Annotated in this window: 16 protein-coding genes; 10 read left to right on the top strand and 6 right to left on the bottom strand. The window is 74.6% G+C overall.

What is annotated here, in order from left to right:
- Nucleotides 1-42: 42 nt before the first annotated feature.
- The 3 genes from OG617_RS32035 to OG617_RS32025 all read right to left on the bottom strand — a co-directional run bounded on the left by OG617_RS32035 (nucleotide 43) and on the right by OG617_RS32025 (nucleotide 3,099).
- Nucleotides 43-1,251, bottom strand: coding sequence for a S8 family serine peptidase (locus OG617_RS32035; RefSeq protein WP_405096616.1), 1,209 nt, complete (start codon nucleotides 1,249-1,251; stop codon nucleotides 43-45).
- Between the two features lie 189 nt (nucleotides 1,252-1,440).
- Entirely contained in the window at nucleotides 1,441-2,088 is a 648-nt protein-coding gene (locus OG617_RS32030) for a hypothetical protein (RefSeq protein WP_405096615.1), read from the bottom strand.
- Nucleotides 2,089-2,349: 261 nt separating this feature from the next.
- Nucleotides 2,350-3,099, bottom strand: a complete 750-nt coding sequence (locus OG617_RS32025; RefSeq protein WP_405096614.1) for a DUF2470 domain-containing protein — start codon at nucleotides 3,097-3,099, stop codon at nucleotides 2,350-2,352.
- Nucleotides 3,100-3,145: 46 nt separating this feature from the next.
- On the opposite strand from OG617_RS32025, the gene rpsD reads away from it, so the two are divergent.
- The 6 genes from rpsD (at nucleotide 3,146) to OG617_RS31995 (ending at nucleotide 12,613) form a co-directional block, all read left to right on the top strand.
- Nucleotides 3,146-3,754 carry a 30S ribosomal protein S4 gene (rpsD, locus tag OG617_RS32020; protein ID WP_405096613.1) on the top strand — a complete coding sequence of 203 codons (609 nt, stop codon included), beginning with the start codon at nucleotides 3,146-3,148 and terminating at the stop codon, nucleotides 3,752-3,754.
- A 187-nt stretch (nucleotides 3,755-3,941) separates the two neighbouring features.
- A complete protein-coding gene (locus tag OG617_RS32015; RefSeq protein WP_405096612.1) occupies nucleotides 3,942-5,276 on the top strand; it encodes an SWIM zinc finger family protein in 1,335 nt (444 codons plus the stop codon).
- The gene (locus tag OG617_RS32010; protein ID WP_405096611.1) at nucleotides 5,273-7,903 is read left to right on the top strand and encodes a DUF6493 family protein; all 2,631 of its coding nucleotides are present in this window, start codon (nucleotides 5,273-5,275) and stop codon (nucleotides 7,901-7,903) included. Before OG617_RS32015 ends, OG617_RS32010 begins: the two co-directional genes overlap by 4 nt.
- A gap of 89 nt (nucleotides 7,904-7,992) precedes the next feature.
- Complete coding sequence (locus tag OG617_RS32005) at nucleotides 7,993-9,570, top strand: bifunctional 3-(3-hydroxy-phenyl)propionate/3-hydroxycinnamic acid hydroxylase (RefSeq protein WP_405096610.1); 1,578 nt, start codon at nucleotides 7,993-7,995, stop codon at nucleotides 9,568-9,570.
- A 165-nt stretch (nucleotides 9,571-9,735) separates the two neighbouring features.
- Nucleotides 9,736-11,304 (top strand): ricin-type beta-trefoil lectin domain protein, encoded by a 1,569-nt coding sequence (locus OG617_RS32000; protein ID WP_405096609.1) that lies wholly within the window; start codon nucleotides 9,736-9,738, stop codon nucleotides 11,302-11,304.
- 55 nt (nucleotides 11,305-11,359) lie between these two features.
- The gene (locus tag OG617_RS31995) at nucleotides 11,360-12,613 is read left to right on the top strand and encodes a family 16 glycosylhydrolase (protein WP_405096608.1); all 1,254 of its coding nucleotides are present in this window, start codon (nucleotides 11,360-11,362) and stop codon (nucleotides 12,611-12,613) included.
- 180 nt (nucleotides 12,614-12,793) lie between these two features.
- On the opposite strand, the gene OG617_RS31990 is transcribed toward OG617_RS31995, so the two are convergent.
- Nucleotides 12,794-13,984 (bottom strand): NB-ARC domain-containing protein, encoded by a 1,191-nt coding sequence (locus tag OG617_RS31990; RefSeq protein WP_405096607.1) that lies wholly within the window; start codon nucleotides 13,982-13,984, stop codon nucleotides 12,794-12,796.
- Between the two features lie 250 nt (nucleotides 13,985-14,234).
- On the opposite strand from OG617_RS31990, the gene OG617_RS31985 reads away from it, so the two are divergent.
- Nucleotides 14,235-15,278, top strand: coding sequence for a hypothetical protein (locus OG617_RS31985; RefSeq protein WP_405096606.1), 1,044 nt, complete (start codon nucleotides 14,235-14,237; stop codon nucleotides 15,276-15,278).
- 146 nt (nucleotides 15,279-15,424) lie between these two features.
- Nucleotides 15,425-15,658, top strand: coding sequence for a hypothetical protein (locus tag OG617_RS31980; RefSeq protein WP_405096605.1), 234 nt, complete (start codon nucleotides 15,425-15,427; stop codon nucleotides 15,656-15,658).
- A gap of 27 nt (nucleotides 15,659-15,685) precedes the next feature.
- Here the strand turns inward: OG617_RS31980 and OG617_RS31975 are convergent, their stop codons facing one another.
- The gene (locus OG617_RS31975) at nucleotides 15,686-16,891 is read right to left on the bottom strand and encodes a chitosanase (protein ID WP_405096604.1); all 1,206 of its coding nucleotides are present in this window, start codon (nucleotides 16,889-16,891) and stop codon (nucleotides 15,686-15,688) included.
- A gap of 466 nt (nucleotides 16,892-17,357) precedes the next feature.
- Between OG617_RS31975 and OG617_RS31970 the strand changes: the two genes are divergently transcribed.
- Entirely contained in the window at nucleotides 17,358-17,960 is a 603-nt protein-coding gene (locus tag OG617_RS31970) for a hypothetical protein (RefSeq protein WP_405096603.1), read from the top strand.
- 92 nt (nucleotides 17,961-18,052) lie between these two features.
- On the opposite strand, the gene OG617_RS31965 is transcribed toward OG617_RS31970, so the two are convergent.
- A complete protein-coding gene (locus tag OG617_RS31965) occupies nucleotides 18,053-19,282 on the bottom strand; it encodes a PucR family transcriptional regulator (protein WP_405096602.1) in 1,230 nt (409 codons plus the stop codon).
- A 257-nt stretch (nucleotides 19,283-19,539) separates the two neighbouring features.
- On the opposite strand from OG617_RS31965, the gene OG617_RS31960 reads away from it, so the two are divergent.
- Nucleotides 19,540-20,457: a dihydrodipicolinate synthase family protein gene (locus OG617_RS31960; RefSeq protein ID WP_405096601.1), complete on the top strand. Its 918-nt coding sequence runs from the start codon at nucleotides 19,540-19,542 to the stop codon at nucleotides 20,455-20,457.
- The last annotated feature ends 12 nt before the right edge of the window (nucleotides 20,458-20,469 follow it).

The following is a 20,469-nucleotide window of genomic DNA, read 5'->3' as shown; positions in this document are numbered from 1 at the left end:
TCCGGTGTCGCCCCTGACCGGTCCGTCCGGTGTCGTCGCGACTCAGCCGCCGCAGTAGAGCAGCCGGTTGGGCGATCCGGCCCCCGGGGCGCCGACGACGCCGGTGGTGGCGGTGCCGGTGAGGTGGGCGGCCACCTGGGCGGGGGTCCAGGTGGGGTGGTCCTGGAGGACCATGGCCGCGCACCCGGCGGTGTGCGCGGCGGCCATCGGCCCGCCGCTGATCGTGTTGGTGGCGGTGTCGCTGGTGTGCCAGGTCGAGGTGATGCCCTGGCCGGGGGCGAACAGGTCCAGGCAGGAGCCGTAGTTGGCGGAGCTCATCCGGGCGTCGGTCGGGGTGGTGCCCGCGACGGTGAGCGCCGCAGGCACCCGCGACGGGGAGTAGTTGCAGGCGCTGGTGGCGGAGCTGCCCGAGGTGACGGTGTAGGTGACGCCGGAGTTGATGGAGGCGGTGACCGCGCTGTCGAGCGCGGTGCTGGCGTTGCCGCCCAGGCCCATGGTGGCCACGGCGGGTTTCACCGCGTTCGCGGTGACCCAGTCGACCCCCGCGATGACCTGTGCGTAGGTGCCGCTGCCGGCGCAGTTGAGCACCCGTACCGGGACCAGGTGGACGTCCTTGGCGACCCCGTGCTGCTGGCCCCCGATTGTGCCGGCGAGGTGGGTGCCGTGGCCGTTGCAGTCGTCGGCGGGCAGGGCGCCGTCGACGGCGTCGTACCCGCCGCCGGCGGAGCCGGTGAAGTCGACGTGGGTGGCGCGGATGCCGGTGTCGAGGACGTACGCGTGCACGCCGGGCGCGGTGTTCGGGTAGGCGTACCGCTGGTCCAGCGGCAGCAGGCGCTGGTCGATGCGGTCGAGGCCCCACGACGGCGGGTTGAGCTGGACGCCGGCGGCCACTGACACCACGTGGTTCTGCTCGACGTACGCCACGGCCGGGTCGGCGGCCAACCGCCGGGCGGCCCGCTCCGACAGCCGGGCCTCGAACCCGCGCAGCGCGGCGCGGTAGACCTGGCCGACGGAGCCGCCGTACCGGGCAGCGAGCCTCGTGGCCGAGTCGGCGTCGGCGGCCCGCCCGCCGGCGTCGGCGAGCACCACCACGTAGCTGCCCTCGACGGCGGTGGCACCGCCCGCGCGCAGGATCTCACCGCCGGCCGGGGCCGCGCCGGCCGGCACGCTGGTCATGGCGGCGGCCAGCACCGGGGCGGCCAGGACAGCGAGGGCGGCCGACCTGCGGCGGCGGTTGCGTGGCGACGTCATCTCCGGCCCTCCCGTGACCTGGGTGTCTCCGTGGGCCAGGTGCTGCCGGGGAGACGGCGCGAACGGACTGGGCCGAGCCTACCTGCCATTCAGGAGGATGAATGTATATCGGCTGCCTCATACCGTGGCCTTATGCCTCGCCGCCGGGCGGCCGGCGCCCGCAGGGCCCTTGGACCGCCCGGCCCCGCGTCAGGGCACCCCCGCCCCGGCCCGCGCCGGGTCGCTGCGCTCCCACGGAACCGGTCGCTGGAACCCGGACCCGAGCAGCCGGCTGTGGTTCCACCAGTCGTCGTCCGCCGCGTCGAGTTGGTCGAGCACCAGCCGGGCCGGCGGGAACGGCCGTCCCGGGCGCAACTGCGCCAGGTCGATCAGGCGCTCCCGGTCCACCACGGGGTCGCCGGGGACGTCGAGGCTGGCCAGGCCGGCGTGCAGGTGCCCGTAGTAGTCCCGCTCGTCGATGAGGACCGCGATCTCGTACGGGTCGATGGTGACGAACCGGCCCGGCATGCCCGCCACGCCCTCACGCAGCAGCGCGGCGTGCTCGTGCAGCGGCCCCTCGTCGGCGAAGAGCCGGGCCAGCGTGGGCAGCGCGGCGTCGAGTTGGTCGAGGGCCCGCCGCGTGGGCGCGATCGGCGCGGTGACCCGCACCTCGTCATCGTCATCGTCGGGCGGGAACGTCGCGGTCGCCAGGTCGTCGGGCCGGAACATGGCCAGCCACAGCAGCGGCACGGCGTACACGTCCTCGGCGAGCACCTGGTTCGCGATGTCTGGCACGTCGGCCCAGGCGGGGCAGATGCCGTCGTGGTCGGTGACGAAGAGGTACGAACGGTTGGCCACGCCGGGAACATAGCCGCCCCCACTGACACTCCACCCCCGACCTGGGAGCGGACGGCGGCGAACTCCGCGCGGTCCGGCCCCGGTGTCGCAGGCCGCGTTCCCCTGCGGGGTCCGCCTCGCCGATGCCCAGTCGCAGCACGCGGCCACCCGGGCCACGTCGAGCACCCCCGGGCCGTCTCGACCAGCGCCACCACCTGGAACGTCCGCCCGGCCAGGCCGAGCAGCCGCTCCGTGGCGTGCGATGTGCCGGTGGCCGCCACGTCAGTGCCTGGTGCGGGACATGCGGCGCGGGGGTCTGCCGAGCAGCACGTCGAGGCGCGCGCCCAACTGGTCCGGGTCGTGCAGGGGCCGGGTGAAGGCCAGCCGGACGTCACGAGGGCCGTCGGTGACCGTGGCCCCCTCCGTCGGAGCGGGGGCCTGCACCCGCATGACGACGCCGGTGCGGTCGATCCGCAGCAGGTGGACGCGCCCGGCCCCCTGTCGCAGGGAAGCGGGGACGAGCAGCGTGAGCTGCGCCAGGGTGCGGGCGTCGGTTCCGAGGCGGCGCACCAGCTCCGCCTCGGCGGAGGCGAGCGGGTCGGGCCGGGCGCTCGCGAACGCCTGCGGGTCGACCAGGGTGGTCCCGCCGGCGTCGACGAGTTCGGCGGTGGCGAGGTGGAGTGCCGCGACGACATCGGGCCGCCGGCCCCGCAGACCCTCGACGGTCAGCCAGCCGGTGAGCGTCGCCCGGCCACGCACCCGGTCGGGCATCGGGATCGGGGCGACGTCCACCACGTCGACGACGGCGGGAATGTCCTCCTCGCATGCCAGCTGACGGGCCGCGCCGGATTCGGTCGGCAGCTCGATGCGTACCTGCCCGTCCGGGCCCACGCTGTGCCGGCCCGTGAGGTCGGCCCGGTGCGTCGAGGTCAGCAGCGTCACGGAGCCGGTGGCCACGAGCAGGGTACGCAGCCGTTCGGCCGGTGTGCCGACGGCCACCGCGACGCCGGTCGGGGGGGTCTTGCCCGGCATGTGTACCTCCTATTAGGTTAGCCTAACCTTACCTGAGAGGCAGATGATGAATCAGTCCCGCCCCAAGGCCAAGCGGTCCCGCCGTCTCGGCATCGCACTGACGCCCAAGTGCGTGCGATACCTCGAGCGCCGCCCGTTCCCGCCCGGTGATCACGGCAGGGCCCGGACCAAGGACACCGACTACAAGGTCCGCCTGGTGGAGAAGCAGCGCCTCAAGGCGCAGTACGACCTGCGGGAGCGCCAACTGCGGACGGCGTTCGACCGCGCTGTCCGCAGGCCGGGCAAGACCGGTGAGGAACTCGTGGCCGACCTGGAGACCCGGCTCGACGCACTCGTCCTGCGCGCGGGGTTCGCCCGCACCATCTACCAGGCGCGACAGGTCGTCACCCATCAGCACGTGATCGTCAACGGCCGCCGGGTGGACCGCCCGTCGGCGCGGCTGCGCCCCGGTGACGAGATCGCGGTGGCCGCACGCAGCCGCGCCAAGACGCCGTTCGTCGTCGCCGCCCAGGGGGCGCACGCACCACAGCGGCCCGCGCCGTATCTGGACGTCGACCTGGCCGGCCTCACCGCGCGGCTCACCCGGCTGCCCGCGCGGGCCGAAGTGCCGGTGATCTGCGACGAACAGCTCGTCGTCGAGTACTACTCCCGCTGACGGGCCGACGCCCTCAGTGACGGCGCGGCCACGGGCGCGACGGCGGACGGTGGGGGCCGTCGCGCCGACGGGGCCGCCCCTTCCGCCACTGTCCCTGTCCCTGAGCCGGGACCCGGCCCGGTGCCGACCGGCCCGACGTGGCGCGGTCCGGCGGAACTGTCGGAGCGATCTTGTACCGTCCCGGCCCGTGAGCACCCAACAGACGTACCGGTACCTGGGATCCTCGACGCTGCGCCGCGACGGTCTCGCGTTGCAGACCAGCGGCGGCCCGGCGCCGAACCCCCGGTTCTTCACCGGGTTCCTCACCACGCCCCAGCAGGCAGCCGTCGGGCTGCTCGCCGTCGCCGAGGTGGCCCGCACCCGCTACTACCGGCCGGTCAGCCCGGCGAGCCTCGACCCGGTCGTCACCGGCAGCCGGGACCGGCTCCGGTTCGAGTCGTTCTCCGGCTGCTGCGGGGTCTACGCCCGTCTCGACGCCCTGCCGGCCGGGCTCGACGGCGACGTGGTGGAGCACGGCACCACCAACGTCGACGTCAACAACCCGCTGCGCGAGGCGCTCGCCCGGGTCGGCGGCCTCGACCCGCTGCACCTGTCGGTCGGCCCCGACGACCTGACCGTGTCCACCATGGACGGCGCCGTCGTCGAGAAGAAGGTGCCGCTGCCGGTGCGCTGGCTGCGCGGCTTCGCGGAGGTGCAGGTGCTGGCCGCGGCGTTCGAGCCGCGGGCGGAGATCCCGGCCACCGAGGCTGCGGCCTTCCTGCGCCGGCTGCCGACGTCGACCGACCGGTCGGTGCTCTGGGCGGTGCCTGCGGGGCGGTCGCTGCGGCTGACGTCCCGGCCGGTCCCCGGCGCGGTCTGCCTCGCCGGCGCGGGTCGGCTGGCCGCCCTGCGCGGCATGCTTCGCTTCGCCCGCACCCTGCGCGTCTACGGGCCGACCGTCGCGCCCGGCTCGGCGGCGCTGCCCAGCACCTGGGAGCTCGACACCGGGGCCCTGCGCCTGTCGCTGACCCTCTCGCCCGAGCCCTACCGCGGGTTCTCCGGCGAGGGCGCCGCGCTGACCGCGCTGGCCGGCGACGACGTCGTCGACGACGCCGAGCTGGTCTCGGCACTGCTGTCCTGGGACCCGACTGTCGACGTCGACGCCCTGGCCACCTCCGCCGGCATCGACGCGGCCCGGGTGCGGGGCGCCCTCGCCCAGCTCGGCACCGCCGGGCGGGTCGGCTACGACGTCTCCGAGGCGGCCTACTTCCACCGCGTCATGCCCTACGACGCGGGCCGGGCCGAGCGGGACAACCCGCGCCTGGTGGGCGCGCGGGCGCTGCTCGACGCCGGCGCCGTCGCCTCGGACGGGGCGGGCGCCACCGTACGCAGCGGCGACGAGGTCTACCGGGTCCGCCGGCTGCCCGACGGCGACTTCACCTGTACCTGCCCCTGGTGGGCCAAGCACCGCGGCCAGCGCGGGCCGTGCAAACACGCGCTGGCCACCCGGATGGCCACGGCCACCGTGCGGGAGCGGGTGTGAAGACCACGGTCCGGCGCCGGTGGGAACTGGCGGCCGGCGGCACCAGCGACCTGTTCGACCTCGTCAACGCCGGGTCGGCCGACCTGATCGTCGACGCCCTGGCCGGGCTGCCCGAGGACCGCCGCCGCGCCGTCGGCGCCGCCCTGACCGACTGGTTCAAGGGGCAGCGGTCCACCTTCTGGGGCGCGCGCAAGGGCACCGCCCTGGCCGTCGTCGCGGTCGGCTGCCTGCCCACCGCCGCCCAGGCCGGCGCGATCCTCGTCCGCCGTTCCGTCGCCGCCGACGGCGAGCGGGCGGCGACGCTCGTCCGCGCGGTCGCCGCCGACCGCGGCGTCACCTGGCTGCCCGACCTCGCCCGGCGGATGGCCGACAAGCTGCACCGCGACACCTGGGTCGAGCACTGGCGGTTCGTCGCCGCGCTGCTGCCCACCGACGCCGAGCCGCCGGCTGGGGACCGGTTCGTCGAGCTGTGGGTGCAGTCCCTGTCGAGCCCCGACCGGCGGCGGCGCGGCGACCCGGCGCCGCTGATCGACCGGCTCCGCGTAGACCCGCTCCTGCCGGCGCTGCTGCCCCGGCTGTTCGAGGTCGACGGACTCGGCACGCCGATGATGTTCGACGAGATCGTCACCGACTGGCAGGACCGCCGCCCGCACGCGCTCCTGACCGCGCTGGCGCAGCTCGCCGCCGAGGGCCTCGTCGACCGCGCCACCCTGCTCGACGGCGCGGTCGGCCGGCTGCTGCGCGGCGACCGACCGGCCGCGCTGCGCGCCTTCACCACCCTGGTCGGCCAGCTCCAACCCACCACAAACGAGGTCGCCGCCCGCCGCACCGACTACCTGCGACTGCTCGCCGACGCCCCGGCCCCCGCCGCGACCATGGCCCAGAAGGCGCTGCGCGAGGTGCCCGACCTGGAACTGGAGGCGGTCCTCGACACGTCCCGTGAGGTGCTGACCCGACCGGACAAGGCGCTGGTCCGTGGCCAGCTCACCTGGCTCGACCGGCTCGCCCGCCGGCACCGGGACCGGGCCGTGGAGATCGCCGAGGTGATCGCCGGCGCGGCCGAGCACCCCGCCGTCGACCTGCGCGAGCGCGCCACCGCGCTGGCCACCCGGCACGGCCTCGCCCCGAGCGCCGGCGGGGGCCCGGCGGTCACCGGGCCGCGCGGCGACGACCTGCCGCCCCCGGGGCCGTCCGCACCCGCCCCGGCCCCGATCACCGACGTCGACGAGCTCGCCGAGGAGGTCGCCGCGCTGCTCGGCGCCGCGCAGCACGGCGAGCCGCTCGACCGGATCCTCGACGGGCTGGTCCGCCTCACCGTGACCGACGGCGCGCGGGTGCGCGCCGCGCTCGACCCGGTACTCGCCCGTCGGCACTGGTCCTGGGCCAGCGAGCACAGCTGGGACCCGTGCTGCCTGTGCGGCCTCGTCGGCGACGTGCTGGAATCCGCCGGCGAGCCCCGCCCGACGGCCCCGCAGCGCGGCAGATGGGGCGCGCTGCTCGCCGCCGTGCGGCGCACCGACCGGTCGCCCGCGCAACCGGAACTGGTCGCCACCGACCCCCGGGTCCCGGCGCCGCACGCCCTGCTGCGGGCCCGGCTCGCCGAGATCGGCCACCACCTCGGCGAGCCGGGCCACCCCGGCCTGCTCGCGACCCCCACCTCGGCCAACGGCGCGCTCGACCCGCTGGCGCTGCTGGAACGGCTCACGGCGCTCGGAGACCGGGAGCCGTGGCACTGGGACCTCACCCAGGCACTGCTGCGCCTGCCGACCGGCGCCGACGAGGCGCTGGCCGACAAGGCCGGGGCGCTGCGTACCCCGGCCGGCGACCGGCTCGCCGACTGGCTGCGCTCCGGTGGGCTGCCGGCCCCGGTCATGCGGGTCGTCACTCTTGCCCGCCGGGCTCGAAGAATGAGCCACGACTACGGGTACGAACAGCTGCCGGCCTGCCGCGTCGCGGTCGAGCTGCGCCCACCGGACGGCTACGACGACCGGTACGGCCTGCTGACCGCCGACCCGCAGCCGGTGGAGACGGCGTACCTCGGCTGGACGCGGCTCTGGCCGTCGGTCCTGCCCCACCACCTGGGCGTGGTCGCGGCGTACGTCCTGCCGGAGGTCGCCGGCGCCGCCGACCTGGACCGGCCCGACGGCGCAATGGCGCTGCCGTCGCTCGTCGAGTGCGGCGGCCCTGGCGGTGCCGCCGTCGACCTCGCGCTCGCCTACGGCCTCGGCGCCCGCCAGGGCACCGACCGGATCGCCACGCTGGACGCCCTGCTCGGCCTGGCCGGCGCCGGTCGCCTCGACGCCGCCGGGGTCGGCGGGCAGCTCGGCGCGCTGGTCGCCGCGCGGGTGGTGAAGCCGACCCGCGCGGTCGAGCCGCTGCGCGACGCGGCTGCGGCCGGGGCGCCGCTGAGCGTGTGGCGGCTGCTGGCTGCCGCGCTGCCGCCGCTGCTCACCGCCCGCACGCAGCCCCGGGGCCTGCCCGACCTGCTGACCCTGGCGGCGGAGACGGCCGCGAGCACCGGGGTCCGGATCGAGGTGGCGGGGCTGGCCGAGGTGGCCGGCCGGGGCGGGACGTCCCGGGTGGTGACCGAGGCACGCCGCCTGCACCGGGTGGTCACCGCCGCCTGACGAGGCGGTCGGTACCGTCGAAGCGGGCGGGCTCGGGCGGCCGGGCAGCGGCGGCCGGTGGGCCGGTGAGGCCAGGGCGAGGAGGAACGGTGGACGATCCGGTGCCCGTCGTCATCGTGGGCGCCGGGCCGACCGGGGTGGTGGCGGCCCGGCTGCTCGCCGTCCACGGTGTCCGGTCCGTCGTGCTGGACCGGTGGCCGGCCGCCTACCCCCGGCCGCGCGCGGTCCACCTCGACGACGAGGTGTGCCGGATCCTGCACCGGGCGGGGGTGCACGAGCAGTTCGCCGCGGTCTCCCGGCCGGCCGAGGGGCTGCGGCTGCTGGGTCCCGACCACCGCGTCCTGGCGCAGTTCAGCCGGGGGACGGCGGACGGGGTCCACGGCCATCCCCAGGCGAACATGTTCGACCAGCCGACGCTGGAGGCCATCCTGCGCCGCGCCGTCGACCAGGACCCCCTGGTCACCCTGCGCGGCGGCGTCGAGGTCACCGCCGTGTCCGCCGACGGCGACGGGATGGCGACCGTCGCAGTCACCGACCGGGGATCGGGGGAGCGGCAGACGCTGCGCGCACGGTACGTGCTCGGCTGCGACGGCGCCAACAGCGCAGTCCGAGCCCAGATCGGGTCGAGGATGCGCGACCTCGGCTTCGCGCAGCGCTGGCTCGTGGTCGACGTCGACACCGACGCCGCGATCGACGCGTGGGAGGGCGTGCACCAGGTGTGCGACCCCCGCCGGGCCGCGACCTACATGCGCGTCGGGGCGCGACGCTACCGCTGGGAGTTCCGCCTCCTGCCCGGCGAGACGGCAGCGGCCATGTCCGCTCCGCAGGCACTGCACGAGCTGGTCCGGCCCTGGACGAGGGACCTGCCGTTCGAGGCGCTCGTGGTGGTCCGCTGCGCGGAGTACACCTTCCGCGCCCAGATCGCCGACCGGTGGCGCGCCGGGCCCGTGTTCCTCCTCGGCGACGCCGCACACCTCACCCCGCCGTTCATCGGCCAGGGGCTGGGCGCCGGCCTCCGGGACGCCGGCAACCTCACCTGGAAGCTTGCCGCCGTGCTGGCCGGCGGCCTGCCCGCCGCCGCGCTGGACAGCTACGAGACCGAGCGGCGGCCCCACGTCACCGCGCTGATCCGGCTCGCCGTGGGCGTCGGCCGGGCCATGACCCAGGGTGGTGAGGTCGGCGACCTGCTGCGCCGGCTCGTCGCGCCCCGGCTGGTCCACGTCCCGGGCCTGCGGGCCAGGGTTCTCGACAGCACGACCCCGCCCCTGCGACGCTCGGCCCTGCTCCGGAGGCGTTGGTCGCCGTGGAGCCGCAACGGCCGGCTCTGCCCGAACCTGGTCCTGTGCGACGGCCGCCGCCTCGACGACGTGCTCGGGTCCTCCTTCGCGGTGCTCACCGTCGGGCCGTTGCGACCGCAGGTGGCCGCCGAGGCGCGACGGCGGCGGGTGGTGCTCGTGCCCGTGGAGCCGGCCTCGGACCTCGGGCGGTGGCTGCGCCGAGGTGGGGCCCGCGCGGCGCTCGTACGGCCCGACCGGACGGTGATGCGGACGGGCGGCGACGTGGCGGCCCTGCTCAGGGTCGCACCGGCCCTGTCGTCGGTCGCGCCCCCGACAGCGCCGCCCCCTCGTCCCGACCCGGACGGGAGCCGACGCGGCACCCCTGGGTGACGGACTCCGCGCATCGGGTGGGCCAGTACCGGGCGGTCAACTGGTAACAGTCTTGACAGAAATCGTTCACATCGACAAACTCCGTTGAGAGCGCTCTCTCGGCCGCTCGCAGCCCTCGCGTCGCCCCACCGCGACCGCCCGCCGTACGTCCTCGGGAGGACCTCCATGACGCGACAGTTCCGCGCGTTCGGCACCGTCACCGCAGCTCTCCTGCTCGTCGTCGCGTCCCCGCTGGCGGCCCGCGCCGGCGACGTCCCGGATACCGTCCCGGATGCCCCTGCCCCGGCGGCCACCACGACGGCCGCTGGCGGCCTCGCGCCGGAGTTGGTCACGGCGATGCGCCGCGACCTCGGGCTGACCGCCGAGCAGATCGGTGCCCGGCTGCGCGTCGAGGCCGCCGCGCCGCCGGTCGAGAAGCGGCTGCGCGCCCGGCTCGGCGCGGCGTTCGCCGGAGCCTGGATCCCGGCGGGCGGGCAGCGGCTGACCGTGGCGGTCACCGATCCGGCGCTCACCGCCGCCGTCCGCGCCGAGGGCGCGGACGCCACCGTCGTCGCCCGCAGCGAGCGCGACCTCGGCACCGTCAAGCGGGCCCTCGACCGGCGCGCCGACCGGGCGGATCCGCGGCGGATCCGCGCCTGGCGCGTCGACGTCGCCGGAAACACCGTCGTGCTGACGGCGGCGCCGGGCGCCGCTGCCGAGGCGACCGCGTTCGCGCGGGCCAGCGGCGTCGCCGCCGACTCCGTCCGGGTCGTCGAGTCCGCCGACACGCCCCGCCCGCTGTACGACATCCGCGGTGGCGACCAGTACGTCATCAACGGCAACACGCTGTGCTCGGTCGGCTTCGCGGTCGCCGGCGGCTTCGTCACGGCCGGCCACTGCGGCGGGACCGGCAGCCCGACGCTCGGCTTCAACAACGTCGCGCAGGGCACGTTCGCCGGCTCGTCCTTCCCCGGCAATGACTACGGCTGGGTGCGCACCAACGGCAACTGGACCCCGCAGCCATGGGTGAACAACTACTCCGGCGGCAACGTCACGGTGGCCGGCTCGCAGGACGCGGCGATCGGCAGCTCCGTCTGCCGTTCGGGACGCACCACCGGCTGGCGCTGCGGCACCATCCTCGGCCGCAACGAGACCGTGAACTACGCCCAGGGCGCGGTGTCCGGCCTGACCCGCAGCAACGCCTGCGCCGAGGGCGGCGACTCCGGCGGGGCGTGGATCAGCGGCAACCAGGCGCAGGGGGTCACCTCCGGCGGCTCCGGCAACTGCTCCACCGGTGGCACCACCTTCTTCCAGCCGGTCAACGAGATCCTCGGCGCGTACGGGTTGTCACTGGTCACGGCCGGCGGCGGGGGCGGGGACCGGCTGATCAGCAACTGGAACAACAAGTGCATCGACGTGCCGAACTCGAACTTCTCCGACGGGGTGCCCCTGCAGATGTGGAACTGCAACGGCACCGGAGCCCAGGCGTGGACCCTCACCGGCGGTTCCCTGCGCACCCAGAACAACAAGTGCATGGACGTGGCCTGGGGGTCCACCGCCAACGGCGCGGTGATCCAGATCGCCAACTGCAGCGGCAATCCCGCCCAGCAGTTCGTCCTGTCCGCCGCCGGTGACCTGGTCAACCCGCAGGCCAACAAGTGCGTCGACATCACCGGATGGAACGGTGGCGACGGCGCCCGGCTCCAGCTGTGGGACTGCGCCGGCACCGCCAACCAGAAGTGGCGGCGGGGCTGACCGTGCTCCCTCGCCGGCCGTACGACCGCCCGGACCGTCCCCCAAGGAGGCTCCCGTGACCAGATCCCGCTCCGCGCCCCGCGCGCTCGCCCGCGCCGCCGTCGCCCTCGCCGTCGCCGCGGCGTCGCTCGTCCTGCCAGGCCCCACCGCGCCCGCCCAGGCGGCGATCGGCGGCATGACCTGGCAGGACGAGTTCAACGCCCCCGCCGGCGCGGCCGTCGACCAGAGCAAGTGGCGGTTCGACATCGGCGGCGGCGGCTGGGGCAACAACGAGAGGCAGTACTACACGAACAGCACCAGCAACGCGGTGCACGACGGCCAGGGCAACCTGGTCATCACCGCCCGCCGGGAGAACCCGGCCAACTACCAGTGCCACTACGGCCGGTGCGAGTACACCTCGGCCCGGCTGCTGACCGCCGCGACGTTCACCCAGGCGTACGGTCGGTTCGAGGCCCGGATCAAGATCCCCCGGGGTCAGGGCATCTGGCCGGCGTTCTGGATGCTCGGCAACGACATGGGCAGCGTGGGCTGGCCGAACGCCGGCGAGATCGACATCATGGAGAACATCGGCCGGGAGCCGAACACCGTGTACGGCACCATCCACGGGCCCGGCTACTCCGGCGGCGGGGGCATCACCGGCAGCCGCACCGTCGGCGCGCCGCTGGCCGACGGCTTCCACACCTACCGGGTGGACTGGGAGCCCAACTCGATCGTCTGGTATCTCGACGGCGTCGAGTTCCACCGCGTCGACCCGAGCCGGCTGGGCGGCAACCGGTGGGTCTTCGACCACCCGTTCTTCATGATCCTGAACGTGGCCGTCGGCGGCAACTGGCCGGGCTACCCGGACGGCACCACCCAGTTCCCGCAGCAGATGCTGGTCGACTACGTCCGGGTCAACGGCTACACCGACGGCGGCAACCCGCCCGGCACCACGCGGCTGCGGGGCGCACAGAGCGGGCGGTGCATCGACATCCCGAGCGCCAACCCGGTCGACGGCGCCAAGCTGCAGATCTGGGACTGCAACACCACCGCCGCGCAGGCGTGGACCTTCGCCGGCGACGGCACGGTGCGGGCGATGGGCAAGTGCATGGACCCCGCCTGGGCCGGCACCGCCAACGGCACCGAGGTCAACCTCGTCACCTGCAACGGCAACCCGGCCCAGCGGTTCACCCTGAACGCCTCCGGTGACCTGGTGAACCTCAGCGCCAACCGGTGCGTCGACGTGCGCGACCAGAATCCGGCCAACGGGGGCAAGCTCCAGCTCTGGGACTGCGCCGGCAGCGCCAACCAGAGGTGGTCGCGGTACTGACCAGCGAACGGGGGCGCCGACGAACCATCCCGTCGGCGCGCGACGAAGGGGGCCCGGCCCAGGGCGGAAGCCGCTGCGCCGGGTCCGGCCAGAGCGCTGGTAGCTGATCTACCCGAACCTCGCGTGCTGCGGCAGCCCCGCGATCGTGGTGACCAGGTGTCCCCAGATCCGGACGCCCGCTCAGCCGGCGCTGAGTCGGGCCTGCTCCGGCCGTCGCGCCGTGGGCCCACCGACGGCCGGGCGCACCCGGGACAGCAGGCCCGGCGGGGCGGCCCCGGCCGGGCGGGCCGGGTCGGCCAGAGTACGCAGTCGCGGCGGCCGGCCCCGCTCCGCAGCGGCCCCCGGACCCCACGCCGGTTCGGCGGCCGTCAGGTCCGGGGCGGCCGGCACGAGCGTGCCGCGGGCTGCCGCCCGCTCGGCGGCGACGCGCAGGGCCAGCGGGCGAGCCCCGCAGCGACGGACAAGGTCGTACGCGGCATCGGGCTCCGCGTCGACCCGGTCGCCGAGCAGTCCGCGCAACAGTTCGACGGCCGCCTCGGTGCTCAGCGGCCCCAGCTCCAGCCGCCGGGCGCCGTGCCGGACGACCAGCTCGGCCAGGTTCTCCCGGCTGGTCACCAGGACCAGGCAGCCCGGTGACCCGGGAAGCAGGGGACGGACCTGCTCGACGGAGGACGCGTTGTCGAGCAGCACCAGCGTCCGGCGGCCGGACATCCGGGTCCGGTAGCAGGCGGCCAGCGCGGCCGGCGTGCCGGGCAGCTCGGCGCCGGCGACGCCGAGGGCGTTGAGGAAGGCGGCGAGCACCTCCATCGACGACGGCGGCTGACCCGAGCCGTCGCCCCGCAGGTCCACGTAGAGCTGGCCGTCGGGGAAAGACCCGGCCACCCGGTGCGCCCAGTGCACGGCCAGCGCGGTCTTGCCGATCCCGGCCGCCCCGGTGAGCAGCACGGTCATCATCGCTGTCTGGTTCGTCGCCTCGGCGAGCAGCGCGTCCAGCGTGCCGCGGAGCAGGCCGCGCCCGGTGAACGGCAGGACATCGGGGGGCAACTCCCGGGGCACGGGGACGGTCGCCGTCGGTGCCCACGCCCGGTCGTACGGCGTCGGGTCCACCGGCCCGACATCGTCGAGGGCCTGGCAGCGGTGGGCCCGGCACCACAGGTCGGCGAACTCGTCGACGTCGCCGCCGAGCACCCGGACGATCTCGCGCACCACCTCCCATCTGGCGAGGCGCGGGCGGACGAAGGCGGCGTGAACGGAGGTGGGGTTGATCCCCGCGGGCCATCCCTCGGCGCGGGTGAGCCGCTGCAACCGGCGCATGCTCGGTTGGCCGGCCGCGACGTGCAGGTCGTGCAGCCGTTCGTAGAAATCGGCCACGGGACCCGCTGGTACGAACGGACGGGTGAGCCGACCCATCGGTGTTCTCCCCACGTGTTCGACGCTGTTTCGGAAGCGGATACCAGTTTCTATCACTCTCGGCGTCGACGCCATTGCCCTGAGTCATGACGCTGACACACTGTCAGCGACAGAATTAACGCCTCGATCCGCTTCCGTTCACGCTTCTCGGCTGGCCATGCTGTCGCCAGCGCTTAGACAAGCGCCAATGCCCTCACTAGAAGGAGAACGAATGCACTTTCCGGACATCCGGCGCGCGACCCGGGTCGCCGCGACCGTGACGCTCGCCGCGGGAATGGCCCTGGTCGGCGCCGGCACCGCGCAGGCGGCCCCGGCCCCCGACGCCACCGCCGGAGCGTCGGTCAGCACGGCGCTGGCGACCACCTCCGCCAACGCCCGTAGTGGACTGACGACCGCCGAGCAGGCCAGCAACTACTGGACCCCCGAGCGGATGCGCACCGCGATCTCGGCGGACACGCTGGTCAAGAAGGCTCCTGCCAGCTCCGGTGAGAGCCTGCGCCCGACCGGCGCGGCCCAGTCCACGCCGCCCGCCGCCCCGACCGTGAAGGCCGCCGCCAGCCGCGTCCCCGCCGGCGGCTCCATGGCCGCCAACGTCGCCGCCTCCGCCACGGTCGGCAAGGTCTTCTTCTACAACCCGGCCAACGGATTGAACTACGTCTGCTCGGCGGGCACCGTGAACAGCGGCTCCAAGCTGCTCGTCATGAGCGCCGGGCACTGCGTGCACGGCGGTAGCGGCGGCCAGTGGATGCAGAACTGGGTATTCGTCCCGCTGTACAACTACGGTGCCGAGCCGTATGGCCGCTGGTCGGCTAAGTATCTGACGACCTTCAATGTGTGGATCAACGACAGCAACCTCGACCGTGACGTCTCCTACATCACGGTGTGGCCGAACGGCTCCGGCCAGCGGCCCGTCGACGTGCTCGGCGGAAACGGCCTCTCGGTCAATTACAGCTACGACCAGGCCGTGACCATTCTCGCCTACCCGGCGGCGCCCCCGTACGACGGCGGCTGGCAGCAGTACTGCCAGGGCACGACCTACCGGCCCGGCATCTGGCCGTTCCAGGAGAACAAGATCGCCCTCGGCTGCGGCTTCACAGGTGGCTCCAGCGGCTCGGTCTGGCTACGGCTGTACAACGACGCGTACGGCTACGTCAACGGCATCATGAGCACGTTGGACGGCAACGGGGTGAACCGGAGCTCGTACTTCGACACCGCGATCATGGACGTCTACAACTCGGTGGCGAACCGCACCTGAGTCACCCGGCAGGGTGAAACGCCGACCCCGACCGTGATCCGTGGGATCCGGTCGGGGTCCGCGCGCGTCCCACCGAGGTGGTGCTCCGGTCGCCGCCCGGCGACCGGAACGGTCGAAGCGCCGGAGCCGGCGGAGGGGAGCGGACCATGAGGAACGGGTGGGTGGTGGCCGTGGGGGCGGCGGTCGCGGTCGTGCTGGTCGCCGTCGTGGTGGCCGGGGTGGTGACTGCCCGCCGGCCCGGGCCGGCCGGCCAGCCCCAGGCGCCCACGTCCACCGGCGACGTCGGAACGGCCAGCACGCGCCTGCCGACCCCGGACGACTCCTACTGGGACCAGGACCGGATGGGCAGCGCCCTGCCGGCGCCGATGCCGACCGACTGAGACCACCCCGCCCCCACCGTGCTCCGGCTAGCCGATCCGGTACTGGTCGCCGTAGACGGCGAAGACCAGCGGCGTGTTCAGGTCGAAGTTGCCGTTGTTGAGGAACACCCGCTGGGCGGTGTCGACCCGGGACGTGTCGGAGTGGGCCGCCTCCTTCTTCATCTCGACGACCCGCTCGTCGAGGAAGGCGTTGAGCCAGGTCCGCTCGTCGCCGCCCTGGGCCGGCGGCTTCGCCCGGGCGAGGGCGCGGCTGTGGATCGCCCGCATGCCCTCGTAGCCGTGCATCACCGCCGCGTCGTAGTAGGCGAACTGGCCGAGCGCCCGGACCCCGTCGGCCTTGCCGTCGCGTACCGACGGGTTGAAGTAGACCCGGTCCCGCTCGGCCTCCTGGGCGGCCTGGAACACGCCGTCGGCGGCGGCGGTGCGCCAGTCGCGGGGGAAGTTCGGGTCGAGGCCCGCGTGCGAGTCGGTGCCGTTGACGCTGCGCAGGGCCGGCAGGTACGGGGCCAGCACGTTGCCCGGCTTGGTGACCGTGTACGCCTCGACCAGCTCCAGCATGTCGCCCGTGCCGGAGCAGAAGCCGATGATGCCGGCGGTGTAGCCCCGCCCGTCGTCGATGTCCTCGATGTAGGAGAACTGGGCCCGCCAGTTCAGCGACGAGTTCTCCGCGGCGGAGACGAGCTGCATGGCCACGTCCTTCTTCGCCGGGTTGTCGAGGTTGACGCCGCCGGGCGCGGACGGGCTGGGGGTGGCGCCCCCGCCGGGCAGGGTCCACCGCTGGTTCGCGCTGCCGGCGCAGGTCCAGATCTGCAACCGGGTGCCGTCGGCCGTGTTCCGGTCCGTGACGTCCAGGCACTTGCCCGAGCCGGCGTTGACCAGGGCGCCGTTGGACGCGCTCCACCGCTGGGCGCCGGTGCCGTTGCAGTCGTACAGCTGGATCTTGGCGCCGTCGGCGGTCGACGCGGCGGTGACGTCCAGGCACTTGCCGAGCGCGCGGATCGAGCCGTCGGCGTTGCCGACGGTCCAGGCCTGGGCGGCGGTGTTGTTGCAGGCGTAGAGCTGGACGGCGGTGCCGTTGGCGGAGCTGGCGGCGGCGACGTCGACGCACTTGCCGCCCAGGCCGGTGATCGGCCCGGCGGTCGCGGCGCTGGCCGACGGCAGGCCGTAGCCGACCGCCGCGGCGGGGACCAGCAGGGCCGCGGCGAGGTAGGCGGCTGTCCTCTTGGCAGGCATGGCACTCCTAGGTTGGGGGTGCCGCCGGCGGCCGGCGGCATGGTCGGGGCCAGCCCCCGTGGGCCCCGATTGTCGGGTGTGGTCGTGGGCGGCCCGGGCCTTTTCGCCGCAGGTGTCGTCGTTCGGGTACGCGCCGGGGCGCGGCCGGTCCCGGTTCAGGGACCCGGCGGCGGGGCCTGCGGCGAGAGGGTGGGAATGCGGCACGGGACCGGGCCTCCTTCGGGGATTGTCGAGGGCCCGTGACAATTAGGAAACTCTATTAACAAATAGCAGTGCGTCGATGCGCTGTCAATCGTCGTGCCCGCCCCGGCGCCGCTGCGCTCTCTGCGACGGCGGGACCCGCGCGACGCTCGTGCACCCCCACCGCCGGTCATGCCCACGGCCGCCGGCCAACGGCCCACCGTTGCCGGCCAACGGCCCACGGTTGCCGGTACGATCCGCTGTCGGCACGAAGGAAGCGGGGGACATGACCGGGAGCCGGACGGCGCTGGCGGGTGCGCGGGCGCGGAAGACGCGGGTGGGCGCGTTGGTCGCCGGCCTGCTGCTGGCGGGTGGCTGTTCGCAGGCGGCCGGCGAGGTCACGCCGAAGGCGTCGCCGTCCACGGTGGTCGCGATGCGGCTGGACGCGCCGGAGCGGCTGCTGGACACCTGGCCCGAGTCGACGAGCCGGATCTCGCACGACCAGGCCCAGCAGGTGATGGCCCACTTCAAGACCCTCCTCGACGGCGAACCGACCAGCGCCGTCGGCAGTGCCTACGCCCCGCTGGACGAGCGGCACACGATCCTGGTCGGCGGGGTGTCCGGGGTGGTGCCGGACCCCGTGCGGACCGTGGACGGCGTCTTCGCGGGGTTGCCCCGGCTCACCGACGTCAAGCCCGTGCCGCCGGGCCAGCTGGGCGGTGAGACCCGCTGCGGCCGGGCTCGCAGCGACGGCGTCGACGTCGTCGTGTGCGTCTGGGTGGACCGGCACACCATCGGGATGGTCAGCTTCCTCGGGCTGCCTCCGAAGGAGGACACCACCGACCTGTTCCTGCGTGTACGCGCCCAACTGGAGCACCCCGCCGCCTGACCGGGGGCCGCGCCCCGGGGCCCGCTCCGATCCGTCGGCACTCCGGGCCGGCCGTCCGGACGCGGTCCGTCACGCCGTCCGGGCGCCGTTCGTCACGCCGTCCGGTAGTGGCCGGTGAGCCGGCCGAGCTTCATCGCCAGGTGCAGGCACAGCCGCTCGTTGCCGTCCTTCAGGTCGGTTCCGGCGAGCTGTTCGACCCGTTGCAGCCGGTAGTAGAGGGTGGTCCGGTGCAGCCGGAGCTTCTCGGCGGTCGCGTGCGCGTTGCCCGCCAGGTCGAGGTAGGCCTCCAGGGTCTCCAGCAGCACCTGGTGGGCGTCGTCGCGTAGCAGCCGCTCGAGCCCGGGATGCACGCCTGCGACGTCGAGGTGCTGGCTGTCCAGCTGGGACAGGACCCGGTAGATTCCCAGGCTGGACCAGGAGACCACCCGGCCCAGCGCGGGCAGCTGCGTCCCGACCCGGGCCGCCTGCGCGGCCTCCTGATAGGACTCGACCGCGTTGGCCAGCCCGGTGCGGGGCTCGCCGATCCCGGTCACGGTCCGGTCCACCGAGGCCAGGCCCCGGGTCGCGGTGCCCAGCGCCTCGTCCAGGTGGCCGGCGGAGACCTCCGGCGAGGGGCGGCCGGCGATCCGGTCGCCGCAGACCAGCAGCACCCCGTGGTCGTGCCAGACCAGGTGCAGCGTCTCCCGCACCCCGATCCACCGGCGGGTGGTCACCAGGGCCTGTTCCAGGGCGATCCGGGCCACCTCGTCGGGCTGCCGCCCGCCGGCCGGCACGAGCTGGGCGACGAGCGCGACGGTCGTCCCGTCGCCGGCCACCGTGCCCTCCTCCAGCAGCGCCCGCGCCGCGTGCTCGCGTGCCTCCCGGCTCTCCACCAGCAGCGTGCGGGTGGCCTCGGTCTCCCGCTGTGAGGCCAGCTCACCGAGCAGGTTTTCCCGGTACAGGGCCAGCGACAGGTCGGTGAAGGCGCCGGTCGCGGTGGCGATGTCGGCGTCGGTCATCGAGCCGTCCGCGTCGATGAACCAGACGAATCCGAGCAGCAGGTCGTCGTGCCGGATCGGCACGCAGACCCTCGGCAGCAGGTCCAGCTCGGCGCATGCGGGGGTGCGAACCGGCTCACGCGCAGTGAGCACGCCCATGCCCCGGAACCAGGCGATCACCTCCGGCGTCGTCTGCCGGCGCAGGATCGACATCCGGCGGACGTTGTCCATCGGGCCGTCGTGCTCGCTGTAGGCGACCACCCGCTGCCGCCGGTCCTCGATGAGGGCGGGCCGCCCCACCCGGGCGGCGACGGCGTCGACGATTCGCTGGAGCTCTCCGTGCATGGATCTCCCCTGGTTGCGCCACGCGACAGGGGTCGCGCGACCGCCAGTCCTTACCCTCCGGTGCGGGCGGGTCCCCGCGCAAGGTCCACTGTCGAAGTCGCGACAAAAGGACGGGCGGCAACGCGGCTGTTCCGGCATCTGTCCGAAGACCGGCGGCGAGGGACGTTTCTAAGGTTCCGGTACGGACCGCGCCGGCGCCGGCACGCGCAGCGCGGGTGGGGTGACGGGCGGTGCCGGCGCGGAGAAGGGATGCCCGAGTGATAGCTGGTATGCCCTGGCGGGGCGTGCTGGTGGACATCACCACGCCGTTCCGCGACGACCTGTCGGTCGACTTGGACCAACTCCAGGAGCACGTCCGCTGGCTCGCCGCCCAGGGGTGCCACGGGGTCGCGCCGTGCGCGTCGGTGGGGGAGTACCGGTCCCTCTCCGACGACGAGCGGGCCGCCGTGGTGCGGGCGACGGTGCAGGCCGCGCCGCCCGGCTGCGCGGTGGTGCCCGGGGTCGGCGGCTACGGCAGCCGGCAGGCCCGGCGCTGGGCGGAGCAGGCCGCCGAGGCCGGTGCCCACGGTGTGCTGGCGCCGCCACCCGACGGGCCCGCCGCCCGCGACGCCGACGTGGTCGCCCACTACCGGGAGGTGGCGGCGGTCGGCCTGCCGGTGGTCGCCCACAACGAACCGTACGACACCCGGGTGGACCTCACGCCGGACCTGCTGGCGACCGTCGCCGAGATCGACGGGATCGTCGCGGTCAAGGAGGTCACCGGCGATGTGCGCAGGCTGCACCGCCTGCGGGACCTGTGCCCACACGTCGACGTGCTGGTCGGCGCCGACGACGTGTTGTTGGAACTGGTGCTGTGCGGCGCCACGGGATGGGTCGCCACCCTGTCCAACGCGCTGCCCCGCGAGGCCGTGCGGCTGTACGAGCTGTGCGTCGCCCGCGACCTGGGCCGGGCGCTGCCGCTCTACGCCGAGCTGCACCCGCTCCTCGGCTGGGCCTCCCGGCCCGAGTCCGTGCAGGCCGTGAAGCTCGCCATGGAGTGCGCCGGGCGGTTCGGGGGGCGGTGCCGCCCACCGCGCGGGCCCCTGCCCGGGCCCGCCACCGAGCGGGTACGCCGGGACGTGCTGCGGGCCCTCGCGGCGACCGCCGAACCGGCTTCCTGGGGCCCCGTTGGCTGATCCGCCGGTGGG

Origin of the sequence: Micromonospora sp. NBC_01412 (assembly GCF_045040215.1) — a bacterium.
GTDB classification, from domain to species: Bacteria; Actinomycetota; Actinomycetes; order Mycobacteriales; family Micromonosporaceae; genus Micromonospora; species Micromonospora rubida.
Note: the sequence above shows the minus strand (reverse complement) of the source record. Positions and strands in the feature narration are given on the sequence as shown.